Genomic DNA, 21860 nt, shown 5'->3' on the forward strand with positions numbered 1-21860 from the left:
AACGATTACAGCAGTTCCGTGCATTGGACGCATGAAACAGGGCGTCCTAGGTTCGTTGCATGCCTTCCGCCAGTACCAAGGCGGCCGCCACCCACGCGTCCGCCGACACCCGCCTCGCCCCTGCCGACACCCGCCTCACCCCCGGCGCCCCCGGTTACCGCCGCATGAGCCTCGCGCTCTTCGCCGCCGGCCTCGCCGCCTTCGCCCTCCTCTACTCCACGCAGGCCCTCCTCCCGGCCATCTCGGCCGAGTTCGGCGCCACCGCCTCCGCCGCCTCCTGGACGGTCTCGGCCGCGACCGCCGCCCTCGCCCTGTGCGTCCTGCCGCTCAGCGCCCTCTCGGAGCGCTTCGGCCGGCGCACGATGATGATCACCTCCCTCTCGGTCGCGGTCGGCATCGCGCTCCTCGTGCCGCTCGCCCCGAACCTGGAGTCCCTGATCGCCCTCCGCGCGATCCAGGGCGCGGCGCTCGCCGGTCTTCCGGCCTCCGCGATGGCCTTCCTCGCCGAGGAGGTCCGGCCCAAGGCGCTGGTCGCCGCGATCGGCCTGTTCGTGGCGGGCAACTCCATCGGCGGCATGAGCGGCCGCCTGGTGACCGGCTGGGTGGCCCAGATGTGGGGCTGGCGCGCGGGTCTGGCCGCCGTCGGTCTGACCTCCCTGCTGTGCGCGCTGGCCTTCCGGGCGCTGCTGCCGAAGGCACGGCACTTCACGCCCGGCACGCTCAACCCGAAGGCGCTCGCCCGGACCGTACGGACCCATCTCGCGGACCCGCTGCTCATGCGGCTGTATGTGATCGGCGCCCTGTTCATGACGGTGTTCGGCGCGGTCTACACCGTGATCGGCTACCGCCTGGTCGAGGCCCCGTTCTCCCTGCCGCAGGGCGTGATCGGCTCCATCTTCCTGATCTACCTGGTCGGCACGGTCTCCTCCGCCGCCGCCGGCCGGCTCGTCGGGCGGCTCGGCCGCCGCGGGGCGCTCTACCTGGCGGTCTCCACCACCGCAGCCGGCCTGCTGCTGTCGCTCTCCGACGCGCTGCCGGCGGTCCTCGCGGGCCTCGTCCTGATCACCGCCGGCTTCTTCGCCGGCCACGCGGTCGCCTCCTCCTCGGTGAGCCGTACGGCGAAGACGGGCCGCGCCCAGGCCTCGGCGCTCTACCAGTCCGCGTACTACCTCGGCAGCAGCGCGGGCGGCACGCTCGGCGCGATCGCCTTCCACGCGGGCGGCTGGGCGGGCACGGTCCTGATCGGTCTCGTCGCGGTCCTCGGCGTCGTCTCGGTCACCCTCTACGGCAGCCACAGCGCCCGCACCGAGGCGCGGCGGATCCAGCTCGCCGCGTCCTGCTGACTCGGCCCGGATCCGCTGCAACTGAGTCGCTCCCCCGGACGTCCTGAGTCATAGGACTCAAGGGGGAGTTGACGAAGATGAACAGAATCGTGGGCGGCATAGGCAAGAGGGCGGGCATCGCGGCCGGCCTCACCTCGCTGCTGGTACCCATGACGATCGCACTGGGTGCGGCTCCGGCGCAGGCGGCGTCCTGCAACGTGACGACGGGCCCGTACCAGAAGCAGGTGGAGAAGTTCCTCGGCCGGCCGGTCGACGGACGCCAGTCGTCCGCCGACTGCAAGGCCGTCCAGGCCTTCCAGAAGAAGCACGGCATCACCCCGGCCGCGGGGTACGCCGGGACGATCACCTGGCGCACGATGAACACGATGATCCAGCAGAAGGCGGCGGGGTCCAACCCCAACAAGGACCGCAGGTGTCCGACCAACAAGGGCCGGATCGCCTGTGTGGACCTCACCCGCCAGCTGACCTGGATCCAGGACGGTGCCCGTCTCAAGTACGGCCCCGTGCCGGTGCGTACGGGCAAGGACGGCACCGAGACCCGTACGGGCTCGAAGAAGATCTACTGGCGGAACATCAACCACTGGTCGACGCTCTACCACGTCTCCATGCCGTACTCGCAGTTCTTCGACGGCGGCCAGGCCTTCCACTCGACCACCAAGTCCATGTGGAACCCGCCGGGCTCGGGCGGCTGCGTCAACATGACGTCGAAGGACGCCAAGGCGTACTGGAGCCTGCTCCGGAACGGCGACGACGTCTTCATCTACGGACGCAAGCCGGGAACCTGACCCCGGCTGTCAGTCCCCTGCGGTAGCTTCCCTCTCACCGGCACCGAACGGGTGCCGGTGAGGGGTGAGTGGGGTGTGGACCCGATGAGTGACGCCGCGACCGCGACGACCGACGAACTCGACAAGTACCGCAGGGAGCTGACCGGTTACTGCTACCGGATGCTCGGATCCTCCTTCGAGGCGGAGGACGCGGTACAGGACACGATGGTCAGGGCCTGGAAGGCCATCGACTCCTTCGAGGGCCGCTCCTCACTGCGGTCCTGGCTCTACCGCATCGCCACCAACGTCTGCCTGGACGCGCTGAACGCGGGCAACCGGAGGGCACGGCCGATGGACCTCACCTCACCCACTCCCGTGGCCCAGGCGCAGCTCGTCAAGCAGCCCGAGATCACCTGGCTGGAGCCCGTCCCCGACGGGCGGGTCCTGCCCTCGGTCGCCGACCCGGCGGAGACGGCCGTCTCCCGGGAGACCGTGCGGCTCGCCTTCGTGGCCGCGCTCCAGCACCTGCCGCCCAAGCAGCGGGCGGTGCTCATCCTCCGCGAGGTCCTCGCCTGGAAGGCGAGCGAGGTCGCCGAGCTCCTCGACACCTCCGTCGCCTCGGTCAACAGCGCCCTCCAGCGGGCCCGCGCGACCCTGGCCGAGCAGGCACCGGCCGCCTCCGACACGGCGAACCCGCTCGACGAGGAGCAGAAGGCGCTCCTGGAGCGCTATGTCGCGGCCTTCGAGGGCTACGACATGAAGGCGCTGACCGCGCTCCTCCACGAGGACGCGACCATGTCCATGCCGCCGTACGACCTCTGGCTCCAGGGGCACGACGACATCGTCGGCTGGATGCTGGGCGTCGGCGAGGTGTGCGCCGGCTCCAAGCTGGTGCCGACCGTGGCGAACGGCTCCCCGGCCTTCGCCCAGTACCACCCGGACCCGGCGGGCGGCTTCAGCCCGTGGGCGCTCATCGTCCTGGAACTCCGCGAGGGCAAGGTCGCCGGGATGGACTTCTTCCTGGACACCGAGCGCTGGTTCCCGCTCTTCGACCTGCCGGCCCGCCTGGAGGCCTGACCCGCACGACACTCCCCGGAGGCTAGACCGGCAGCGTTCCGTCCAGTCCGGTCAGCAGGAGCAGGGCCCGCAGGTCGGGCCCTGCCCCGTGGAAGCGGATCCGGTGGCCGCGCCGCCCGGCGGCCAGCTTCAGCCGGGCGAGGGCGTCGACGGCGGCGAGATCGGCGCGCGCGAGGGCGCCGACCTCACAGACCACCTCGCCGGGCGGTGCGGCGCCGAGCTCGGCACAGAGCCGGGCCACCTCGTCCCCGGTGGGGCTGGCGGTCAGGGTCACGACGAACGGTTGACTGGTGTCCACATGCCTGGTGACCGGAGGGCGGACCGGAACTCATCGGTGCCGGACCACCGCATAGGCTCCCGATCATGACTCACGAGCCTGTCGAACTGGTGATCTTCGACTGTGACGGCGTCCTGGTGGACAGCGAGAAGATCTACTGCCGGGTGGACCGGGAGGTGTTCGCCGCCCTCGGGGCGGAGTTCACCGAGGCGGAGATCGTGGAGCGGTTCGTCGGCTCCTCGCACGAACTCCTCACCGCCATCGTGGAGGAGCGCAGGGGCCGCCCCCTCGAACCCGACTGGCACGCGCCGTTCCGGCAGCGGTACGAGGACGCCCTCGACGCCGAGCTGACCGCCGTGGAAGGCGTCACCGACGCCCTGGACGCGCTCTCCGTCCCGTACTGCCTCGCCTCGAACGGCAGCCACCCCACGATCCGCAGGAACCTCACCCGCGCGGGCCTCCTCGACCGCTTCGAGGACCGGATCTTCAGCGCCCGCGACGTCACCCGGGGCAAGCCTGCCCCCGACCTCTTCCTCCACGCGGCCGCCACCATCGGCGTGCCGCCCGAGCGCTGCGCCGTCGTCGAGGACAGCCCGTACGGCGTCCGGGCCGCCCGCTCGGCCGGCATGCGCGCCTTCGGCTACACCGGCGGCCTCACCCGCCCCGACCGACTGACGGGCCCCCGCACGGTCGTCTTCGACGACATGCGCGGGCTCCCGGAACTGCTCGGCGCGACGCAGTGACGCAGTGACGCAGTGACTCCGTGACGCGGGACGGGGCCGGTGGAGATCCACCGGCCCCGTCCTGGTGAGCGCGTCAGGGGCACCCGCCGAGGGTGACCGGCCCTAGGAGATCCGGTCCAGGACGATCGGGTTCGGGGTGAACGACGTGCCCTCGGGGGCGATGTCCCAGGTCTCCGCCAGGGACTTCAGGGCGTAGTCGAACTTCTCCGGGGTGTCCGTGTGGAGGGTCAGCAGGGGCTGGCCCGCCGTGACCGTGTCGCCCGGCTTGGCGTGGAGCTCGATGCCCGCGCCCGCCTGCACCGGGTCCTCCTTGCGGGCGCGGCCCGCGCCCAGGCGCCAGGCGGCGACGCCGATGTCGTAGGCGTCCAGGCGGGTCAGGACGCCGGAGGACGGGGCCGTCACGACGTGCTGCTCGCGGGCGACCGGGAGGGCCGCGTCCGGGTCGCCGCCCTGGGCCGCGATCATCCGGCGCCAGTGGTCCATCGCCGAGCCGTCGGCCAGGGCCTTCGCCGGGTCGGCGTCCTTGACGCCGGCCGCTTCGAGCATCTCGCGGGCCAGCGCGATCGTCAGCTCGACGACGTCCGCCGGGCCGCCGCCCGCGAGGACCTCGACCGACTCGCGGACCTCCAGGGCGTTGCCGGCGGTGAGGCCGAGCGGGGTGGACATGTCGGTGAGCAGCGCGACCGTCTTCACGCCGCTGTCGGTGCCGAGGCCGACCATCGTCGAGGCGAGCTCGCGGGCGTCCTCGATGTTCTTCATGAAGGCGCCGGTGCCGACCTTGACGTCGAGGACCAGGGAGCCGGTGCCCTCGGCGATCTTCTTCGACATGATCGAGGAGGCGATCAGCGGGATGGCCTCGACGGTGCCGGTGACGTCCCGGAGGGCGTACAGCTTCTTGTCGGCGGGGGCCAGGCCGTCGCCGGCCGCGCAGATGACCGCGCCCGTGGTGTCCAGGACGTGCAGCATCTCCTCGTTGGAGAGCAGGGCGCGCCAGCCGGGGATGGACTCCAGCTTGTCCAGGGTGCCGCCGGTGTGGCCGAGACCGCGGCCGGAGAGCTGCGGGACCGCCGCGCCGCAGGCCGCGACGAGCGGGGCGAGCGGGAGGGTGATCTTGTCGCCGACGCCGCCGGTGGAGTGCTTGTCGGCGGTGGGGCGGGAGAGCGAGTCGAAGTTCATGCGCTCGCCGGAGGCGATCATGGCCGCCGTCCAGCGGGCGATCTCCGCGCGGTTCATGCCGTTCAGCAGGATGGCCATGGCCAGGGCGGACATCTGCTCGTCGGCGACCGCACCGCGGGTGTAGGCGTCGATGACCCAGTCGATCTGCTCCGGGCTCAGCTCGCCCTTGTCCCGCTTCGTGCGGATGACGGAGATGACGTCCATGGTGGTGCCTCTTTCTACGCGCATAGAGGGGGAAAGGAGGAGCGGCCCTCCCATCGTGCCGGAAGGGCCGCTCCGAAGTGCTACTTGGCGAGGTGACCGGGGCCGAATGCCTGCGGAAGCATCTCGTCCAGGGTCAGGAAGCCGGCGGGCGTCTCCAGTACGAGCTCGGGGCCGCCGAACTCGTACAGCAGCTGCCGGCACCGGCCGCACGGCACCAGGGACTCGCCCCGGCCGTCCACGCAGACGAAGTGGGTCAGCCGGCCGCCGCCGGTCGCCTGGAGCTCCGAGACGAGGCCGCACTCGGCGCAGAGGCCGAGTCCGAAGGAGGCGTTCTCGACGTTGCAGCCGGAGACCACCCGCCCGTCGTCGACGCGGGCCGCGGCGCCGACCGGGTAGCCCGAGTACGGGGCGTACGCACGGGCCATGGCCTCGCGTGCCGTGACCCGCAGGGCCTCCCAGTCGGCCTCGGTCAGGGCCGTCGTCACTTGCCCTGGCCCTTGCGGTACGGCAGACCGTCCGCCTTCGGCATCCGCAGGCGCTGCGCCGAGAGGGCGAGTACGAGCAGCGTGGTGATGTACGGGGCCGCGTCGACGAACTGGCTCGGGACCTCGTCGGTGAGGAAGTACCAGAGGAAGAAGGCCGCGGAGAACGCCGCGGAGACGACCGCGACCACGTACTTCTTCTTGTACAGCTGCCAGAGGGCGGCGATCACCAGGAGCAGCGCGACGAGCAGCAGCAACGCGTGGACGTTCTCGGCGCCGCCGCGGAGCTTGAGGCTGTCGGTGAAGCCGAAGAGGCCGGCGCCGAGCGCCATGCCGCCGGGCATCCAGTTGCCGAAGATCATCGCGGCGAGACCGATGTAGCCGCGGCCGCCGGTCTGGCCCTCCTGGTAGATGCCGGTGGAGACGATCGCGAGGAACGCGCCGCCGAGGCCGGCGAGGCCGCCGGAGACTGCCACGGCGATGTACTTGTACTTGTAGACGTTCACGCCGAGGGACTCGGCGGCGACCGGGTTCTCACCGCAGGAGCGCAGCCGCAGGCCGAAGGCCGTGCGCCACAGCAGCCACCAGGTGGCCGGGACCAGCAGCAGGGCGACGAGCGTCAGCAGCGACAGGTTCGTGACCAGGCCGCCGAGGATGCCCGCCAGGTCCGAGATGAAGAACCAGTGCTTGGCCTGGAGATCCGCCAGCCAGTCGGAGAGCCCCGGGATCGTGATCTGGGTGATCTGGTCGATGCGCGGGGACTGCTTGGAGGAGCCGCCCTCGGCCTCGGCGAACGTGAAGTTCGACAGGTACTGGGTGAAGCCGACCGCGAGGATGTTGATCGCCACACCGGAGACGATGTGGTTCACGTTGAACGTGATGGTGATGATCGCGTGGAGCAGACCGCCGATCGCACCACCGAGGAGACCGAAGAGGACACCCACCCAGGGGCCCCACTGGTATCCGGCCCAGGCGCCGAACCAGGTGCCGAGCACCATCATGCCTTCGAGACCGATGTTGACGACGCCCGCGCGCTCGGACCACAGACCGCCGAGACCGGCGAGACCGATCGGCACGGCGAGCTGGAGCGCGCCGGAGACCTGACCCACCGAGGTGAGGTCGTTGGCCCCGGAGACGGCACGGACGAAGGAGAAGAGCAGGAGACCGGCCGCGACGATCAGCATGATCCACGGCCAGGTGAGCTTGCGGCGTCCGCCGCCCTTGGGCGCGGCGCTCGGCTTGGTGGCGGTGACGGTGCTCATGCCGAGACCTCCTTGTCGGTCTTGATGGCGCCGCCGGCGGCGAGTTCCTCGCCGACCTTCTGCTGCTGGCGACGGAGGCCGTAACGGCGGACGAGCTCGTACGAGACGACGACCGCGATCACGATGATGCCCTGCATGATCTTGGTGATCTCCTTCGGGTACCCGTACACGTCGAGGTTGCTGGACGCCTTGTCCAGGAACGCGAAGAGCAGGGCCGCGAAGAAGATGCCGACCGGGTGGTTCCGGCCGAGCAGCGCGATGGTGATGGCGGTGAAGCCGACACCGACGGGGAAGTCGAGGCTGTACGTGTGCGACTCGCCGAGCAGCGTCGGCATGCCGGAGAGACCGGCCAGCGCGCCCGAGAGCAGCATCGCGGTGAGGACCATCTTCTTGGCGTCGACGCCGCTGGCCTGGGCGGCGGACTCGCTGGCGCCGGTGGCGCGCAGGTCGAAGCCGAACCGGGTGCGGTTGAGGACGAACCAGTAGACGACGCCCAGGGCGAGCGCGACGAAGGTGAAGCCGTAGATGACTCCGTTGCCCTCGCCCATGTCGATGCCCGGGAACCAGCCGGACTCGGAGATCTCACCGGTGGTGAGGTTGTTCGAGCCCTCGGGCTGGACGCCGAAGTTCTTCGGCAGGATCAGCCAGGCCACCAGCGAGGTCGCGATGGCGTTCAGCATGATCGTCGAGACGACCTCCGAGACACCGCGGGTGGTCTTCAGGATGCCGGCGATGCCGGCCCAGAAGGCGCCGGTGAGCATCGCGACGAGCACGATCACCAGGATGTGCAGCGGGCCGGGCAGCTCGATCGAGGCACCGACGAGGGCCGAGACCATCGCCGCGAGCCGGTACTGGCCGTCGACACCGATGTTGAACAGGTTCATCCGGAAGCCGATGGCCACGGCCAGGGCTGCCAGATAGTAGATCCCGGTCTGGTTGACGATCAGGACCTGGATGTCGGCGAAGCCGGCGTTGTCGATCATCAGCCGGATCGGCTCGATCGGGTCGAGGCCCGTCGCGAGCAGCACCAGCACGGTGAGCACGAACGAGGTGACCAGGGCGAGCACGGGTCCCGCCGCGCCCAGGATCAGCTTGTCCTTGTCGAACTTCATCATCGGGCGTCACCGTCTTCGGGCTGCTCTGCGTCGCCTTCGAGCTGGCCGCTGGCCGCGCCGGTCATGGCGGAGCCGAGCTGCTCGGGCGTGATGGTGGCGGGGTCGGCGTCCGCGACGAGCTTGCCGCGGTACATGACCCGGAGGGTGTCGGAGAGGCCGATCAGCTCGTCGAGGTCGGCGGAGATCAGCAGCACCGCCAGACCGTCGCGGCGGGCGTCCCGGATCGCGTCCCAGATCTGCGCCTGCGCGCCGACGTCCACACCACGGGTGGGGTGGGCGGCGATCAGGAACTTGGGCGCGTGGCTCATCTCGCGGCCGACGATCAGCTTCTGCTGGTTGCCGCCGGAGAGGGAGGCCGCGGTGACGTCGATGCCGGGGGTGCGCACGTCGTACTCGCGCACGATCCGCTCGGTGTCCTTGCGGGCGGCCTTCGGGTCGAGGATGCCGCGCTTGGAGTTGGGCGCCTCGGAGACGTGGCCGAGGATGCGGTTCTCCCAGAGGGGGGACTCCAGGAGCAGGCCGTGGCGGTGCCGGTCCTCGGGGATGTAGCCGATGCCGCCCTCGCGGCGCTTGCGCACGGAGACCTTGGAGATGTCCTGGCCGTCGAGGGAGATGACGCCCGCGTCGGGGCTGGACATGCCCATGAGGGCCTCGATGAGCTCGGTCTGACCGTTGCCCTCGACGCCGGCGATCCCGAGGATCTCGCCCTTGTGGATCGTGAGGGAGATGTCGTCGAGGAGCTTGCGGCCGCCCGCTGCCTCCTCGTGGACGGTCGCCGCGCTCGACGGGTCGGCCGGGGCGGCGGTGGTCAGCGGCGCGGCCGCGACTCCGCTCTCGCTCAGCGTCAGGTTCTCGACCGTGAGCATCGGGACCTCGGTGACCGTGGACTCGCGGGTCTCCGGGGAGGGCAGCTCGCTGCCGACCATCAGCTCGGCGAGCTGCTTGGTGGTGGCGGTCTTCGGGTCGGCGGTGCCGACCGTGGTGCCCCGGCGGATGACCGTGATGTCGTCCGCGACCTTCAGGACCTCGCCCAGCTTGTGCGAGATGAAGATGACGGTCAGGCCCTCGGCCTTGAGCTCGCGCAGGTTGTCGAAGAGCGCGTCGACCTCCTGCGGGACGAGCACGGCGGTCGGCTCGTCGAGGATGAGGATCTTGGCGCCGCGGTAGAGGACCTTGAGGATCTCCACGCGCTGCCGGTCGGCGACGCCGAGGTCCTCGACCAGGGCGTCCGGTCGGACCCCGAGGCCGTACGCGCCGGAGATCTCCAGGATCTTCTTCCGCGCCTTGGCGCCGATGCCGTAGAGCTTCTCGCCGCCGAGGACGACGTTCTCCAGGACGGTGAGGTTGTCGGCGAGCATGAAGTGCTGGTGCACCATGCCGATGCCGCGCGCGATGGCGTCACCGGGGCTGGAGAAGGTGACCTGCTCGCCGTCGACGGCGATGGTGCCCTCGTCCGGCTTCTGCATGCCGTAGAGGATCTTCATGAGGGTCGACTTGCCGGCTCCGTTCTCGCCGATGAGGGCGTGCACGGTGCCCTTGCGGACCGTGATGGCGATGTCCCTGTTGGCGACGACGCCGGGGAATCGCTTGGTGATGCCGTGCAGTTCTACGGCAGGGGGGCTGGACGCGTTGATGACGCACTCTCCTTGGCCGGAAGGAGTGGGAGCGGGGAGGGGCAGGGCGGGGCGAAGTTATCGTGCCAGGGAGACATCTACACGCGTAGCGCTGCCGAAAAATGAAAACCCGTACGGGAATGGGCCCGGGGCCCGGTGCGATGGCGGGTGCCACCGCTCCGGGCCCGCGGGCTCAGGTCATGACCTGCTGGTCCTTACGGAGCGGTCTTGACCGTGATCTTGCCGTCGACGATGTCCTTCTTCGCCTTCTCCACGGCGGCGGTGACATCGGTCATCTTCTTGTACGCCGGGTTGGAGTCGGCCAGGCCGACGCCGTCCGTGGCGAGGCCGTAACGGATCTCGCCGCTCTGCGGCTTGCCGTCCTTGACCGACTTGATCACGTTGAAGACGGAGTCCGAGACATCCTTGGTGACCGAGGTCAGGATGTGCTCCTTGTAGGAGGCGAGACCCGCCTGGTTGTACTGGTCGGAGTCGACACCGATCGCCCACTTGCCGGCGGTCGCGGCGGCCTCGATCGAGCCGGAACCGGCCAGACCGGCGGCGGCGTAGATCACGTCGGCGCCCTTGTCGAGCTGGCCCTGCGCGGCGGCCTTGCCGAGGTCGGGCTTCGAGAAGCCGTCGAAGTTCGGCGGCTGGGTCAGGTACTGGACGAGCACCTTCGCCTTGGGGTTGGTGTCCTTGACGCCCTGCGCGAAGCCGGCCTCGAACTTCTTGATCAGCGGAACCTCGACACCGCCGATGAAGCCGACCGTGCCGGTCTTGGACGCCTTGGCGGCGGCGACGCCGGCCAGGTAGGAGCCCTGCTCCTCGTTGAAGACGAGGTTGGCGATGTTCGGGCCGGTCTTCGACGTGTCGTCGATGAGGCCGAAGGTGGTCTTCGGGTAGGCCTTGGCGACCTTCTCGATGGCCGGCGCGTAGGCGAAGCCGACACCGATGACCGGGTTGTTGCCGGCGCGGGCGAGAGCGGTGAGGCGCTGCACCTTGTCGGCGTCGCCCTCGCCCTCGGACGGCTCGGCCTCGGCACCCTTGACGCCGAGCTCGTCCTCGGCCTTCTTCAGGCCCGCGTAGGCGGCGTCGTTGAACGACTGGTCGCCGCGGCCACCGATGTCGTACGCGATGGCGGCCTTCGTCGCCTTCGAGTCCGAGCTCGGGCTGGAGCCGGAGTCCGTCGAAGACTTGCCACACGCGGTGGCGGAGAGGGCGAGCGCCGCGGAGGCGATGCCCACGGTCGTGATCCTGGTGATCCGGCGCAAGAGGAGGGTCCCTTCAAGACTGACCGAAAGCGCCTCTTCCGGCGCTGGTTTCGCGGCGATCGTAACGCGCGTAGATGTCAGTTAAAGACCCGTTCATGAGTCGTTATCGGATCGTCGCGAACCGGCCAGCCGAGGCGACCGGGGGCGTTCGGCCCGGTACCGCCGGTTATACCGCCGGGAAGGGGTGGCGGGACAGGGGGCGGGCGCGCGCCACGCCGGGCGCTGGGCCGAACGGGGGACAGCCCTCGGCCGGACGGACGAGGGGTCCGCCCGGCCGGGAATCGGCGCCGCCCGGCGGCGCGCGTCAGTGCTGCTGCGGCGCGGCGTCGAGCAGGGCGGCCGCCGTGAAGAGCTCCACCGCGGCCTCGATGCAGCGCTCGTCCACGTCGAAGTCACCGGCGTGCAGATCGCGGACCCGGGTGTCACCGGGGGTGCGGACCCCGAGGCGGGCCATCGCGCCGGGGACGTGCTCCAGGTACCAGGAGAAGTCCTCGCCGCCGAGGCTCTGCTCGGTGTCCTCGATCGCGTACGGTCCGCGGCGGGCGGTCATCGCGGCCTGGAGGAGGTCGGTGACGGCGGGGTCGTTGACGACCGGGGGGACGCCCCGGACGTAGGTGACGGTCGACTTGGCGCGGTGCAGGGTCGCGATCTCGTCGATGGCGGCGTGCACCAGGTCGGGCGCCTCCCGCCAGGTGGGCAGGTCGAGGCAGCGGACGGTGCCGGAGAGCTCGGCGTGCTGCGGGATGACGTTGCAGGCGTGGCCGGCCTCGATACGGCCCCAGGTGACCGAGAGCCCGGAGCGGGCGTCGACGCGGCGGGCGAGGACGGCGGGGACGTCGGTGGCGACCCGGGCGGCGGCGGTGACGAGGTCGGTGGTGAGGTGCGGGCGGGCGGTGTGACCGCCCGGGCCGTCGAGGGTGACTTCGAGGCGGTCGCAGGCGGAGGTGATGGGGCCGGCGCGCAGCCCGATCTTCCCGGCGTCCACCCTGGGGTCGCAGTGGACGGCGATGATCCGTCCGACGCCGTCCAGCACGCCGGCCTCGACGGCGTCGGCGGCGCCGCCGGGGAGGACCTCCTCGGCGGGCTGGAAGACCAGCCGTACGGCGTTCGGGAGGAGGCCCTCCCGGTCGAGCTCGGCGAGGACGAGTCCGGCGCCGAGGACGGTGGTGGTGTGGACGTCGTGTCCGCAGGCGTGGGCGCGGTTGGCCACGGTGGAGCGGTAGGCGACGGTCTTGACGTCGGGGATGGGCAGCGCGTCGAGGTCGGCGCGGATCGCGAGCATGGGCCGGTCGCGGTCCGGGGTGCCGATGTCACAGATGAGTCCGGTGCCGCCCGGCAGGACCTTCGGCGCGAGGCCGGCCGCCTCCAGGCGGGCCTTGAGCGCGGCGGTCGTACGGAACTCCTGGTTCCCCAGCTCCGGGTGCATGTGCAAGTCCCTGCGGAAGGCGATCAGTTCGACGCGCAGGGGTTCGGACAGCGTTCCGGGCAGGGTGACGGAGCCTGGCTCACGGGACTTCAACTGGTTCACCCTTTGAAGGGTAGGCCTCCGGAGAGGTCAACTGCCCGTTGATCACCAAAAGTTCAGCCCGTTAGGGGAAAGAATCTCGGTTTGGCAGGCATGAAGGCCACTCCATGTGGGTACGCTCAGCCGAATTCGAGCCGGTCCGTCGGATTCGTCACCCTCGCGGTGAGCCGGTCCACCTCGTGGGCCGCCGTCCCCGCCACCCCGGACAGGAAACCCTGCGCACGCGGTGAGGCACTCGCCCGCAGCCACTCGGGCGCTATCTCGCACACCGCGACCTTCACCCCGGTCCCGGCGAGGGCCAGCGGCAGGGTGTGCACGACCGTGGACGGGAAGCTGACGACCGTACGGCCGATGGGACCGCGCCGGGCGATCAGCTCCAGCGGCAGCTCGGGCCGGACCACCTGGAGGCCCGTCTCGACCGCGATCCGGTGCAGCTTCTCCGCGCTCTCCCTGCGGTGCGCGAAGTAACGGGTGGCGCCGTGGGTCCGGGCGAGCTCGCCCACCACCCGGTCGTAATGGGCGGCGTCGACCACCCCCGTCTCGACCAGCGAGGTGCCGACCAGGTCCGCACCGCCCGTGAGCAGCGGCGGGCCGAAGCGGGACCGCGTCCAGGCGAAGGAGTTCCCGGTGACCGTGACGCCCTCGGGGGCCTCCACGGGCAGCGAGGTGAAGATCTCGACCGTACGGCCCCGGGCCGGGGCGAGGCGCCGCTTGGCCAGGGAGGTCACCGGGGCGAGGACCAGCTCGCGCGGGCCCAGACTGCCCTTGCGGTGCCAGCGCACCAGACGCTCGCCCCGGCCGAGCTGCGCGGCGAACTCCATCGTCGCGGTGCCGTCGTCGACGACGGTGAGGTGCCGGGGGCCGAAGAGGGTCAGGAGCAGCTGGACGTACCGGGAGAACGGGTCACCGATGATCACCCGCTCCGCCGAGCGCAGCGGCCCGGCGAGCTCCCGCAGGGTGCGGACGAGCGCGCCCCGGCCGCCCCGGGCCTCCTGCCAGCGGACGGCGAAGCCCTCGTCGCGGGCCAGCTGGGCCATCCGGCGCAACTGGCCGCGCGACATGGGGTCGGTCGGCGAGAGGACGACGACCGTGAGGCCGGATGCGGCGGGTGCCGCACCCGGTATGGCGTCCGTCGAGGGCAGCGCCCTCGCGGACGCAGCGGCGCCCGCGGGGCCGGCCGTGCCCGGGGGCACGGCGGAGGGCGCTTCCGGGGCCGTCGCCCGGGTGTGCGCCCATTCCAGGACGTTGAGGAGCTGGACCGGGCTCTCGACGAACGCCAGCTGCCCGGTCATGCGGCGACGAGCCCCTGGACCCGGCGGAGCTTCTTCATCGGGCCGAGCTCCGACTCGTAGACCTTCTTGACGCCGTCGCCGAGGGCGGCCTCGATGGTGCGGATGTCGCGGACCAGGCGCTGCAGGCCCTGGGGCTCGACGGAGGCGGCCTGGTCGGAGCCCCACATGGCGCGGTCGAGGGTGATGTGGCGCTCGACGAAGGTGGCGCCGAGGGCGACGGCGGCCAGCGTGGTCTGGAGGCCGGTCTCGTGGCCGGAGTAGCCGATCGGGACGTTCGGGAACTCCTCCTGGAGCGTCTGGATGACGCGCAGGTTGAGCTCCTCGGCCTTGGCCGGGTAGGTCGAGGTGGCGTGGCAGAGCAGGATGTTCGCGCTGCCGAGGACCTCGACGGCGTGACGGATCTGCGCCGGCGTCGACATGCCGGTGGAGAGGATGACCGTACGGCCGGTGGCGCGCAGCGAGCGGAGCAGCTCGTCGTCGGTGAGGGAGGCCGAGGCGACCTTGTGGGCCGGGACGTCGAACTTCTCCAGGAAGGCGACGGCCTCGGTGTCCCACGGGGAGGCGAACCAGTCGATGCCGCGCTTCTTGCAGTGCTCGTCGATGGCGCGGTACTGGGTCTCGTCGAACTCGACGCGGTGGCGGTAGTCGATGTACGTCATCCGGCCCCAGGGGGTGTCCCGCTCGATGTCCCACTGGTCGCGCGGGGTGCAGATCTCGGGCGTGCGCTTCTGGAACTTGACGGCGTCGCAGCCGGCCTCGGCGGCCACGTCGATGAGGGCGAAGGCGTTGTCGAGGTCGCCGTTGTGGTTGATGCCGATCTCGCCGGTGATGTAGACGGAGTGGCCCGGGCCTGCGGTCTTGTCGCCGAGGGTGCGGATACGGGTGTTCATGGTGCCGGTCCTTAGGAGTTGGGGGTGTCGAGCTCGGGTCCGAGGAGCCAGGCGGCGATCTCGCGGATCGCCCCCGAACCACCCGGGGTGACGGTGACCGCGCGGGCCGCGGCCCGTACGGAGTCGTGGGCGCTGCTCACCGCGACGGGCCAGCCGACGAGGTGGAAGCAGGGCAGGTCGTTGACGTCGTTTCCGGCGTAGAGCACGCGCTGCGGGTCGATGCCCTCGGCCTCGCACCACTCCTTGAGGGCCCGGTCCTTGCGGTCGATGCCGTGCAGGACGGGGATCTTGAGCTTGCGGGCGCGGGCGGCGACGACGGCGTTCTGCTCGGTGGAGAGGATGAGGACCGGGAGTCCGGCGCGGCGCAGGGCCGCGATGCCGAGACCGTCGCCGCGGTGCGCGGAGACGAACTCCCGTCCCTCGGAGTCCAGGTGGACCCGGTCGTCGGTCTGGGTGCCGTCGAAGTCGAGGACGACGGCGTCGACGTCGGCGAAGCCGGGGGTGGCCGGGGTGTCGAGGAGCGGCGCGAGCGCGCGGGCGCGGGCCAGGTCGTGCGGGTCGTCGATCTCCAGGACCCGGGCGGGGTCGGTGACGACGAGCGAGGTGCGGCCGAAGAAGCGGTGCTCGTGGGTACGGAAGCCGGCCGCGTCCATGGCGTAGACGGCGCCGGTCTCCAGGTACTCGGGCTCCCGGTCCTGGCGGCGGGGGCGGTGGGCCTTGTCGTGGTTGACGCCCTCGGCGCCCGTCCCCGTCTCGCGCCAGAGGAAGCCGTGCGACGGGGCGGCCGTGAAGGCGGTGTCCGCGGCGCCGGAGGTGATCCGCCCGGCGGTCTCGGCGATCTCGGCGGAGGTGAGGAAGGGGCTCGTGCACTGGACGAGGAGGACCACGTCGGCCGGGCGGCCGTGGGAGGCCTCGAAGGCGTCCATGGCGTGCAGGACGGCCGCCTCGCTGGTGGCGGTGTCGCCCGCGATCACGGCGGGGCGCCGCACGGCCTCGGCGCCGGCGGTGCGGGCGGCCGCGGCGATGGCCTCGTCGTCGGTGGACACCACGACGTGGGTGACCGGGCGGGCACCGAGGCAGGCGTGGACGGCGCGGGCCACCAGGGGGACTCCGGCCACCGGGGCGAGGTTCTTGGCGGGGACGCCCTTGGAGCCGCCCCTCGCGGGGATCACGGCGAGCACGGTGGCGGGCTCCGTGGCCGGGTTCTCGGCCGGCGTGGCGGTGGCGGTCATCAGAGTTCTCCCAGGCGGCGGATGACGGGCGCGACGCGTTGCACGCCATGGCGGTACGAGGCCCGCGCGGCCTCCCGGACGACACGGCGGAGCCCGCTCTCGCGGGGCTCCGGCGCGGTGACGTCCAGGCGGTGGCGGGCGAGGATCCCGGGCAGGTAGCCGGGGGCCGTCTCCGCGGTGTAGTAGGGGGCGATCGGGGGCAGCGCGGGGAGCGCCAGGAGTGCGGCGACCCGGTCCCGGGCCGTGTCGAAGGCGGCCTCGTACGGACTGTCGGAGGCGACGCCCTGCCGGGCGAGCCAGGTCTCGTCGGGCGTCGGGGCGAGCCCCTTGTCGAGCCGGTCGAAGGAGGCCAGCAGCCCCGAGCCGACGAAGTGGTGGTTGCCGAGTGCCTCGCGGACCCCGAGGTCGGTGAGGATCGCGGTGGGGATCCGCCGGTGGAGGGCTTCGAGGGCGGCCGTGGAGGAGACCGTGACCAGGAGGTCGGTGCGGTCGAGGACCTCGCCCATGTGCCCGTACACAAGACGGAAGTTGGCCGGCGGGTCGAGCTCGCGGACCAGCTTCTGGAACGGGAACTCCTCCAGGTGCGTGGTGTGTTCGCCCGGCTTGGAGCGGAGCTTGAGGAGCACCTCGCGGCCGGGGTGGAGGCGGGCGTGCTCGATGAGGCGCCGCAGCACGTAGGCGCGTTCGGCCCGGGTGGCCGGCACGGACGGCTGGGCCGCGAAGACCAGGGTGTCGCGGCCGGCCTCGGGACGGTGCGGGGCACCGCCCAGGAAGGGCAGCGCCGCCTCGACGACCGAGTCGGCTCCGGCGCCCACCCCCTCGTACACGGCGCGGAACCGCTCCGCGTCGTGGCGGGAGTTGGCGAGGACGATGTCGGCGCCGTGGCGCAGCAGCAGTCCGTCGGTCAGCTTCTCGTAGACGACGCCGACATAGCCGGTGACGATCACGGGGCGCCGTTCGAGGCCCAGGTCGGCGAGGCCCTGGAGGACCGCCCGGACGGTGCCGCCGACGAGGGCGAGCACGAGGACGTCGTATCCCTCGCCGCGCTTCTCCGCGTCCCGTACCGCGCGCAGGAACTCCGCCCCGGTCACCTCGCGCGGGGTGGTCGTGGACACCCCGGTCTCGGCGAGCTGGCGTTCGGTGGGCGTGGCCCGTCCGCGCAGGACGAATCCGGTGGGTTCGGCGGTCGCCGTGGTGATGCGGCGCGCCGTGAGGGCGCCCCATTTCCACCGGGTGTCGGAGTCGGCGAGTACGGCGACCCGTACCGCTTCTCTGGTACTTGCTGGCACGCCGAGGACGCTAGAAGGGCATTCCGCTTTCCGGCCCAACTGGGCCACAACAAACGGTGAACAGAGCCTCTCCGCCTGCTGAAGCGGGGCGCGAAACGGGCGTACGGGAGCCGATTTCCCTCTCGGGTAAAGGCGGTTAATCGGCCCGCCGCTTGGTGTTCACCGAAGGGTTGCCCACCGGTCGGTGGGAATGCCGGGGCGGCGCCTAGCGTCGGCCGGGTGGTCAAGCTCTCCGTCGTCGTGCCGTTCTTCAACGTGCAGACATACGCCCCCGACACCCTCACGAGCCTGCGGGCCAACGCCCGCGAGGACTTCGAGTTCCTGCTTGTCGACGACTGCTCGTCGGACGGGACCCCGGAGCTCCTCGAACGGGCCGCGCGCGAGATCCCGGGTGCCGTCCTCATCAGGCACGAGCACAACGAGGGCCTCGCCACGGCCCGGAACACCGGCCTCGACGCCGCCCGCGGCGAGTACCTCACCTTCCTCGACGGGGACGACTGGCTCGCCCCCGGCTACTACTCCCGCCTGGTCGCCGCCGCCGAGGACCTCGGCTGCGACTTCCTCCGCACCGACCACGTCTCCGTCACCGGCAGGAACCGCGCCGTCCGCCGCGCGCCGGTCCCCCCGCGCGGCGAGGTGCTGAACCCGCGCGAGGCGATCCTGCCGGCGCACCGGACGACCTCGGTCGACTACCCGTACGCCTGGGCGGGGATCTACCACCGCCGGCTCCTGGACCGCGGCCTGCTGCACTTCCCGCACGGGCTGCGGACGGCCGAGGACCGGCCGTGGATCTGGAAACTGCACCGCGAGGCGAAATCGTTCGCCGCGATCGGTGAACTCGGAGTCTTCTACCGGCGCGGAGTGGCGACCTCACTCACCCAGATCGGCGATGTACGGCAATTGGATTTCATCCGCGCATTCGACCTGGTGATCGAGGAAACGGCGAAGGACGCGGACGCGGATCTTCTTCTTCCGAAGGCCGTCCGCACCTATTGCGCGGTGATTTCCCATCACATCGGTTCGATGGACCGATTCGAACCCGAGGTGGCCCGCCGGCTGAAGGCGATGAGCGCGGGCGCGCTGCGGCGGATGCCGCAGGACGTCCTCGACGAGGCCCTCGCGGCGATGGGCGGGGACCGGGCGACGATGCTCCGCAAGCTCCGGCGACGCCGTCCGGCGCCTCCGCCGACCCCGGGCGCGGGTCCGGGCGCGGGTCCGGGCGCGGGTCCGGGCGCCGGGGCCGGCCGCGGCGCCGCGGAGGTGGCCGCGTGAGCTCCCGCCGCACCACCCAGATCTTCTGCGCCTCCACCCTGTACGGGGCGGTGACGCTCGCCGCCGCCCTGGACAGCGGCGCCTTCGGCCCCGCCGACCGCCGGATCCTCCTCGTCACCAACAACGCGGCCGTGCCGGAGACCACCCCGCCCCTGGACGAGGCGGAGGGCTTCGCACGGCTCCGCGGCCGCTTCGACTCCGTCCTGTCGTGGAACGAGACGATCTCCCCGCTCCACCCGGGCGGCTGGACCCCCCGGCCGAGCGACCTGCCGCTCCTCCAGCGCCATCTGCGCACGCTCTGGGACCTCGGCGACGACCGTGTCGAACTCGCCCTGGAGTCGCTCCAGGTGACGCCCGCGCTCGCGATCGCCCAGCTGCTGCCCGACGCGCCGATCACCGTGTACGCGGACGGTCTGATGAGCTACGGGCCGACCCGGAACAAGATCGACCCGCTGATCGGCGGACGCGTCGGCCGGCTGCTCCACCTGGACCTCGTCCCCGGGCTCGCGCCGCTGCTGCTCGCCGAGTTCGGCGCGGCGGCGCAGGCCGTGCCGACGGAGGCGTTCACGAAGTGCGTCGACGAGCTGGCCGGGCCCGCCGCCGCGGCCGGCGCGGACGACGGGCCCGCGCTGCTCCTCGGCCAGTACCTGGCGGCGCTCGACCTGCTGACCACCGCCGAGGAGGAGGAACTGCATCTGCGGATGGTCCGGGGCGCGGTCGCCCGGGGCCACCGGCGGCTCGTCTTCAAGCCGCACCCGACGGCACCCGACGCCTGGTCGAAGGCGCTGGTGCGCGCGGCGGAGGCGCTCGGCGCCGAGCTGACCGTCGAGGACCGCCCGGTGCTCGCCGAGGTGCTCTACCGCGAGCTGCGGCCCGCTCTCGTCGTCGGCTGCTTCTCCACGGCGCTGCTCACGGCGCGGACCTTCTACGGGCTGCCGGTCGCCCGGGTCGGGACACGTGCCCTGCTGGAACGGCTCACCCCGTTCCAGAACAGCAACCGCATCCCCCTCACGGTCGTCGACGCGGTCCTGCCGCCCCTTGAGGACGGCGCGGAGGACGGCTCGGAGGACGGCGCGGAGGCCGGTGCGGGGGCCGGCGGGCAGGACGGTGGCACGGTCGGTACGGCGGAGCTGAACGACCTGGTCGCGGCGGTCGGCTTCGCGATGCAGCCGAAGATCCGGCCGGAGCTGCGGGAGGCGGCCGTACGGCATCTGTCGGGCCCGCTCGCCGAGCGCACCCGGCACCACTTCACCCGCCGCCGCCTCACCGTCCTGAGCCTGCCCGGAGGCCTGCCGCTCCCCCGGCACCCGGGCGTGCGCCGTCTCGCGCGGCGCGCGCTGCGGCTGCGCAGGGTGCTGAAGAGGTAGCGGCGCCCGGGCCTCGGCGGGAACGCGCCGGGCCCGGGTCCCGGGCGGGGGTCCCGGGCCGAGGCGTTCCCGCCGGGCGAGCGCCCGTGCCGGAGCCCGGGCGCGGACGACCCGCGCCCGGGCTCAGGCGCGGACGATGGCCTCCTGGATCTCGGTGACCCACTGCGAGCGGTCCTCCGGGCACTCCAGGTAGAGCTCGCGCGCGTACCGCCGCGACACGTAGCCGTTGGCCTCGATCCAGTGGGCCAGGGTCTGCGCGGTCGGCAGGATGGTGTCCATGGAGCCCCGGTGGACGACGGTCGCCGCCTCCTCGATGCCGGGCAGCACGTGCACCTCGACACCCTCCACGGCCGTCCCCTCCGGGACGGTCATGCCCGCGTGCACGCGGACCGAGCCGTCCCCCTCGCCCGCGTCCTCGTAGTACGCGATCCCCGGGCCGAACCCGGTGAGCCCCGCGGCCTCCAGGCGCCCGCACAGCTCGTCGTACAGCGGCCCGATGACCGGGCTGATGTCGTGCGGGCCGAAGCTCGCGGCGACCGCGCTCAGCTCGGCGATCCGGACGGCGGGGATCTTCTTGACGACGACGTCCTGAGTGGACATGCGTCCCTCGCTCTCGATGGCTCGGAGCCGCGCGCCGACCTGGGCGAGCCGTGCCCGCGCCTCCGCCAGGGCCGCTTCCAGCTCGGCCTGGCGCAGACGCAGCATGCCCCGCAGCTCGTCCGCGTCGAACTTCTCGTCGAGGATCGCCCCCACCTGTTCGAGGGTGAAGCCGAGGTCCTTGAGCGCGATGACACGGTTGAGCAGGGCGAGCTGGTCCGCGGTGTAGAAGCGGTAGCCCGTGTGCGGGTCGACCCGGGCCGGGCGCAGCAGTCCGATGGCGTCGTAATGGCGCAGCATCCGGACCGACACCCGCCCGTGCCGGGCGAAGTCTCCGATGGTGAACATGACGACTCCTACGACACGGCCTCACACGGTGTCAGGGTCAAGCGGCGCTGCTGAGGGAGAGCTTCGCAGCGAAGCCGAGGAAGAGGGCGCCGGCGGCGGAGGTGGCTCCCGCCGAGAGGCGCCTGCGGCGCCGGAACGTGGCGGCGAGGCGGGTGCCGCCGAATATCAGCATCGTGAGGTAGAGGAAGCTGCCGATCTCGAGGAGCGTGCCGAGCACCAGGAAGGAGAGGGCCGGGTAGGCGTACGAGGGGTCCACGAACTGCACGAAGAACGAGATGAGGAAGAGGATCGCCTTCGGGTTGAACAGGCTGATGACGAGCGCCCTGCGGTACGGGTTCTCCCCCGGCGCCGCCTGGGCCCGCTCGGGTTCCTCGGCCGCCGTCTCCCCGCGGGAGCGCCACATCTCGCGGGCCGACCGCAGCATCCCGTAGGCCATCCAGGCCAGATAGCCCGCGCCCGCGTACTTCACGATCATGAAGAGCAGGGGGGTGGTCTGGAGCAGCGAGGCCGCGCCGAGCGCGGCCAGCGTCATCAGGACCGCGTCGCCGGTGAAGACGCCGGCGGCGGCCCGGTATCCGGTCCGGGTGCCCTTGCGGGCGGCGACGGACAGGACGTAGAGGGAGTTCGGCCCCGGCAGGAGGATGATGAGGACGAGGCCCACGAGATAGGTCGGAAGATCGGTGACACCCAGCATGAAGCGGAGTGTCGCATGTCAGTA

At 71.6% G+C, this 21860-nt stretch carries 20 protein-coding genes; 6 read left to right on the plus strand and 14 right to left on the minus strand.

Translation table 11 applies throughout. The annotated features are described in order from the left end of the window. Positions 1–59 precede the first annotated feature (59 nt). The 3 genes from ACH4MY_RS30325 (at position 60) to ACH4MY_RS30335 (ending at position 3184) form a co-directional block, all read left to right on the plus strand. Positions 60–1343 carry an MFS transporter gene (locus ACH4MY_RS30325; RefSeq protein ID WP_398006918.1) on the plus strand — a complete coding sequence of 428 codons (1284 nt, stop codon included), beginning with the start codon at positions 60–62 and terminating at the stop codon, positions 1341–1343. 77 nt (positions 1344–1420) lie between these two features. Beyond that, positions 1421–2128, plus strand: a complete 708-nt coding sequence (locus tag ACH4MY_RS30330) for a L,D-transpeptidase family protein (RefSeq protein WP_398006919.1) — start codon at positions 1421–1423, stop codon at positions 2126–2128. Between the two features lie 84 nt (positions 2129–2212). Next, positions 2213–3184 (plus strand): sigma-70 family RNA polymerase sigma factor, encoded by a 972-nt coding sequence (locus ACH4MY_RS30335; protein ID WP_398006920.1) that lies wholly within the window; start codon positions 2213–2215, stop codon positions 3182–3184. A gap of 22 nt (positions 3185–3206) precedes the next feature. On the opposite strand, the gene ACH4MY_RS30340 is transcribed toward ACH4MY_RS30335, so the two are convergent. After that, positions 3207–3458 (minus strand): STAS domain-containing protein, encoded by a 252-nt coding sequence (locus tag ACH4MY_RS30340; protein WP_398006921.1) that lies wholly within the window; start codon positions 3456–3458, stop codon positions 3207–3209. An 89-nt stretch (positions 3459–3547) separates the two neighbouring features. On the opposite strand from ACH4MY_RS30340, the gene ACH4MY_RS30345 reads away from it, so the two are divergent. Then, positions 3548–4204 (plus strand): HAD family hydrolase, encoded by a 657-nt coding sequence (locus ACH4MY_RS30345; protein ID WP_398006922.1) that lies wholly within the window; start codon positions 3548–3550, stop codon positions 4202–4204. Positions 4205–4306: 102 nt separating this feature from the next. On the opposite strand, the gene ACH4MY_RS30350 is transcribed toward ACH4MY_RS30345, so the two are convergent. The 11 genes from ACH4MY_RS30350 to ACH4MY_RS30400 all read right to left on the minus strand — a co-directional run bounded on the left by ACH4MY_RS30350 (position 4307) and on the right by ACH4MY_RS30400 (position 17558). Continuing rightward, the gene (locus tag ACH4MY_RS30350; protein WP_398006923.1) at positions 4307–5584 is read right to left on the minus strand and encodes a thymidine phosphorylase; all 1278 of its coding nucleotides are present in this window, start codon (positions 5582–5584) and stop codon (positions 4307–4309) included. An 80-nt stretch (positions 5585–5664) separates the two neighbouring features. Continuing rightward, a complete protein-coding gene (locus ACH4MY_RS30355; RefSeq protein WP_398006924.1) occupies positions 5665–6069 on the minus strand; it encodes a cytidine deaminase in 405 nt (134 codons plus the stop codon). Next, a complete protein-coding gene (locus tag ACH4MY_RS30360; protein WP_398006925.1) occupies positions 6066–7328 on the minus strand; it encodes an ABC transporter permease in 1263 nt (420 codons plus the stop codon). The genes ACH4MY_RS30355 and ACH4MY_RS30360 overlap by 4 nt, the downstream gene beginning before the upstream one ends. Further along, positions 7325–8443, minus strand: coding sequence for an ABC transporter permease (locus tag ACH4MY_RS30365; RefSeq protein WP_398006926.1), 1119 nt, complete (start codon positions 8441–8443; stop codon positions 7325–7327). The genes ACH4MY_RS30360 and ACH4MY_RS30365 overlap by 4 nt, the downstream gene beginning before the upstream one ends. Then, positions 8440–10077, minus strand: coding sequence for an ABC transporter ATP-binding protein (locus tag ACH4MY_RS30370; RefSeq protein ID WP_398007101.1), 1638 nt, complete (start codon positions 10075–10077; stop codon positions 8440–8442). Before ACH4MY_RS30370 ends, ACH4MY_RS30365 begins: the two co-directional genes overlap by 4 nt. 194 nt (positions 10078–10271) lie before the next feature. Next, on the minus strand, positions 10272–11330 hold the full coding sequence (locus ACH4MY_RS30375; protein WP_398006927.1) for a BMP family protein: 1059 nt from the start codon (positions 11328–11330) through the stop codon (positions 10272–10274). Between the two features lie 304 nt (positions 11331–11634). After that, entirely contained in the window at positions 11635–12858 is a 1224-nt protein-coding gene (locus tag ACH4MY_RS30380) for an amidohydrolase (protein WP_398006928.1), read from the minus strand. A 116-nt stretch (positions 12859–12974) separates the two neighbouring features. Continuing rightward, positions 12975–14147: a hypothetical protein gene (locus tag ACH4MY_RS30385; protein ID WP_398006929.1), complete on the minus strand. Its 1173-nt coding sequence runs from the start codon at positions 14145–14147 to the stop codon at positions 12975–12977. Further along, complete coding sequence (locus ACH4MY_RS30390; protein ID WP_398006930.1) at positions 14144–15037, minus strand: N-acetylneuraminate synthase family protein; 894 nt, start codon at positions 15035–15037, stop codon at positions 14144–14146. The genes ACH4MY_RS30385 and ACH4MY_RS30390 overlap by 4 nt, the downstream gene beginning before the upstream one ends. Positions 15038–15048: 11 nt before the next feature. Next, entirely contained in the window at positions 15049–16269 is a 1221-nt protein-coding gene (locus ACH4MY_RS30395; protein ID WP_398006931.1) for a cytidylyltransferase domain-containing protein, read from the minus strand. Continuing rightward, positions 16269–17558: a DUF6716 putative glycosyltransferase gene (locus ACH4MY_RS30400; protein WP_398006932.1), complete on the minus strand. Its 1290-nt coding sequence runs from the start codon at positions 17556–17558 to the stop codon at positions 16269–16271. The genes ACH4MY_RS30395 and ACH4MY_RS30400 overlap by 1 nt, the downstream gene beginning before the upstream one ends. Positions 17559–17777: 219 nt before the next feature. Here ACH4MY_RS30400 and ACH4MY_RS30405 point away from each other — a divergent pair, with 219 nt between their 5' ends. Both ACH4MY_RS30405 and ACH4MY_RS30410 read left to right on the plus strand, forming a co-directional pair. Beyond that, the gene (locus ACH4MY_RS30405) at positions 17778–18830 is read left to right on the plus strand and encodes a glycosyltransferase family 2 protein (RefSeq protein WP_398006933.1); all 1053 of its coding nucleotides are present in this window, start codon (positions 17778–17780) and stop codon (positions 18828–18830) included. Next, positions 18827–20197, plus strand: a complete 1371-nt coding sequence (locus ACH4MY_RS30410) for an alpha-2,8-polysialyltransferase family protein (protein ID WP_398006934.1) — start codon at positions 18827–18829, stop codon at positions 20195–20197. Before ACH4MY_RS30405 ends, ACH4MY_RS30410 begins: the two co-directional genes overlap by 4 nt. Before the next feature lie 123 nt (positions 20198–20320). Here the strand turns inward: ACH4MY_RS30410 and ACH4MY_RS30415 are convergent, their stop codons facing one another. Together ACH4MY_RS30415 and leuE are read right to left on the minus strand one after the other, a co-directional pair. Further along, a complete protein-coding gene (locus tag ACH4MY_RS30415; protein ID WP_398006935.1) occupies positions 20321–21142 on the minus strand; it encodes a MerR family transcriptional regulator in 822 nt (273 codons plus the stop codon). 37 nt (positions 21143–21179) lie between these two features. Beyond that, on the minus strand, positions 21180–21836 hold the full coding sequence (leuE, locus tag ACH4MY_RS30420; protein WP_398006936.1) for a leucine efflux protein LeuE: 657 nt from the start codon (positions 21834–21836) through the stop codon (positions 21180–21182). Between the last annotated feature and the right edge of the window lie 24 nt (positions 21837–21860).

Origin of the sequence: Streptomyces sp. NPDC017246, from assembly GCF_044331325.1 — a bacterium.
Taxonomy (GTDB): Bacteria; Actinomycetota; Actinomycetes; order Streptomycetales; family Streptomycetaceae; genus Streptomyces.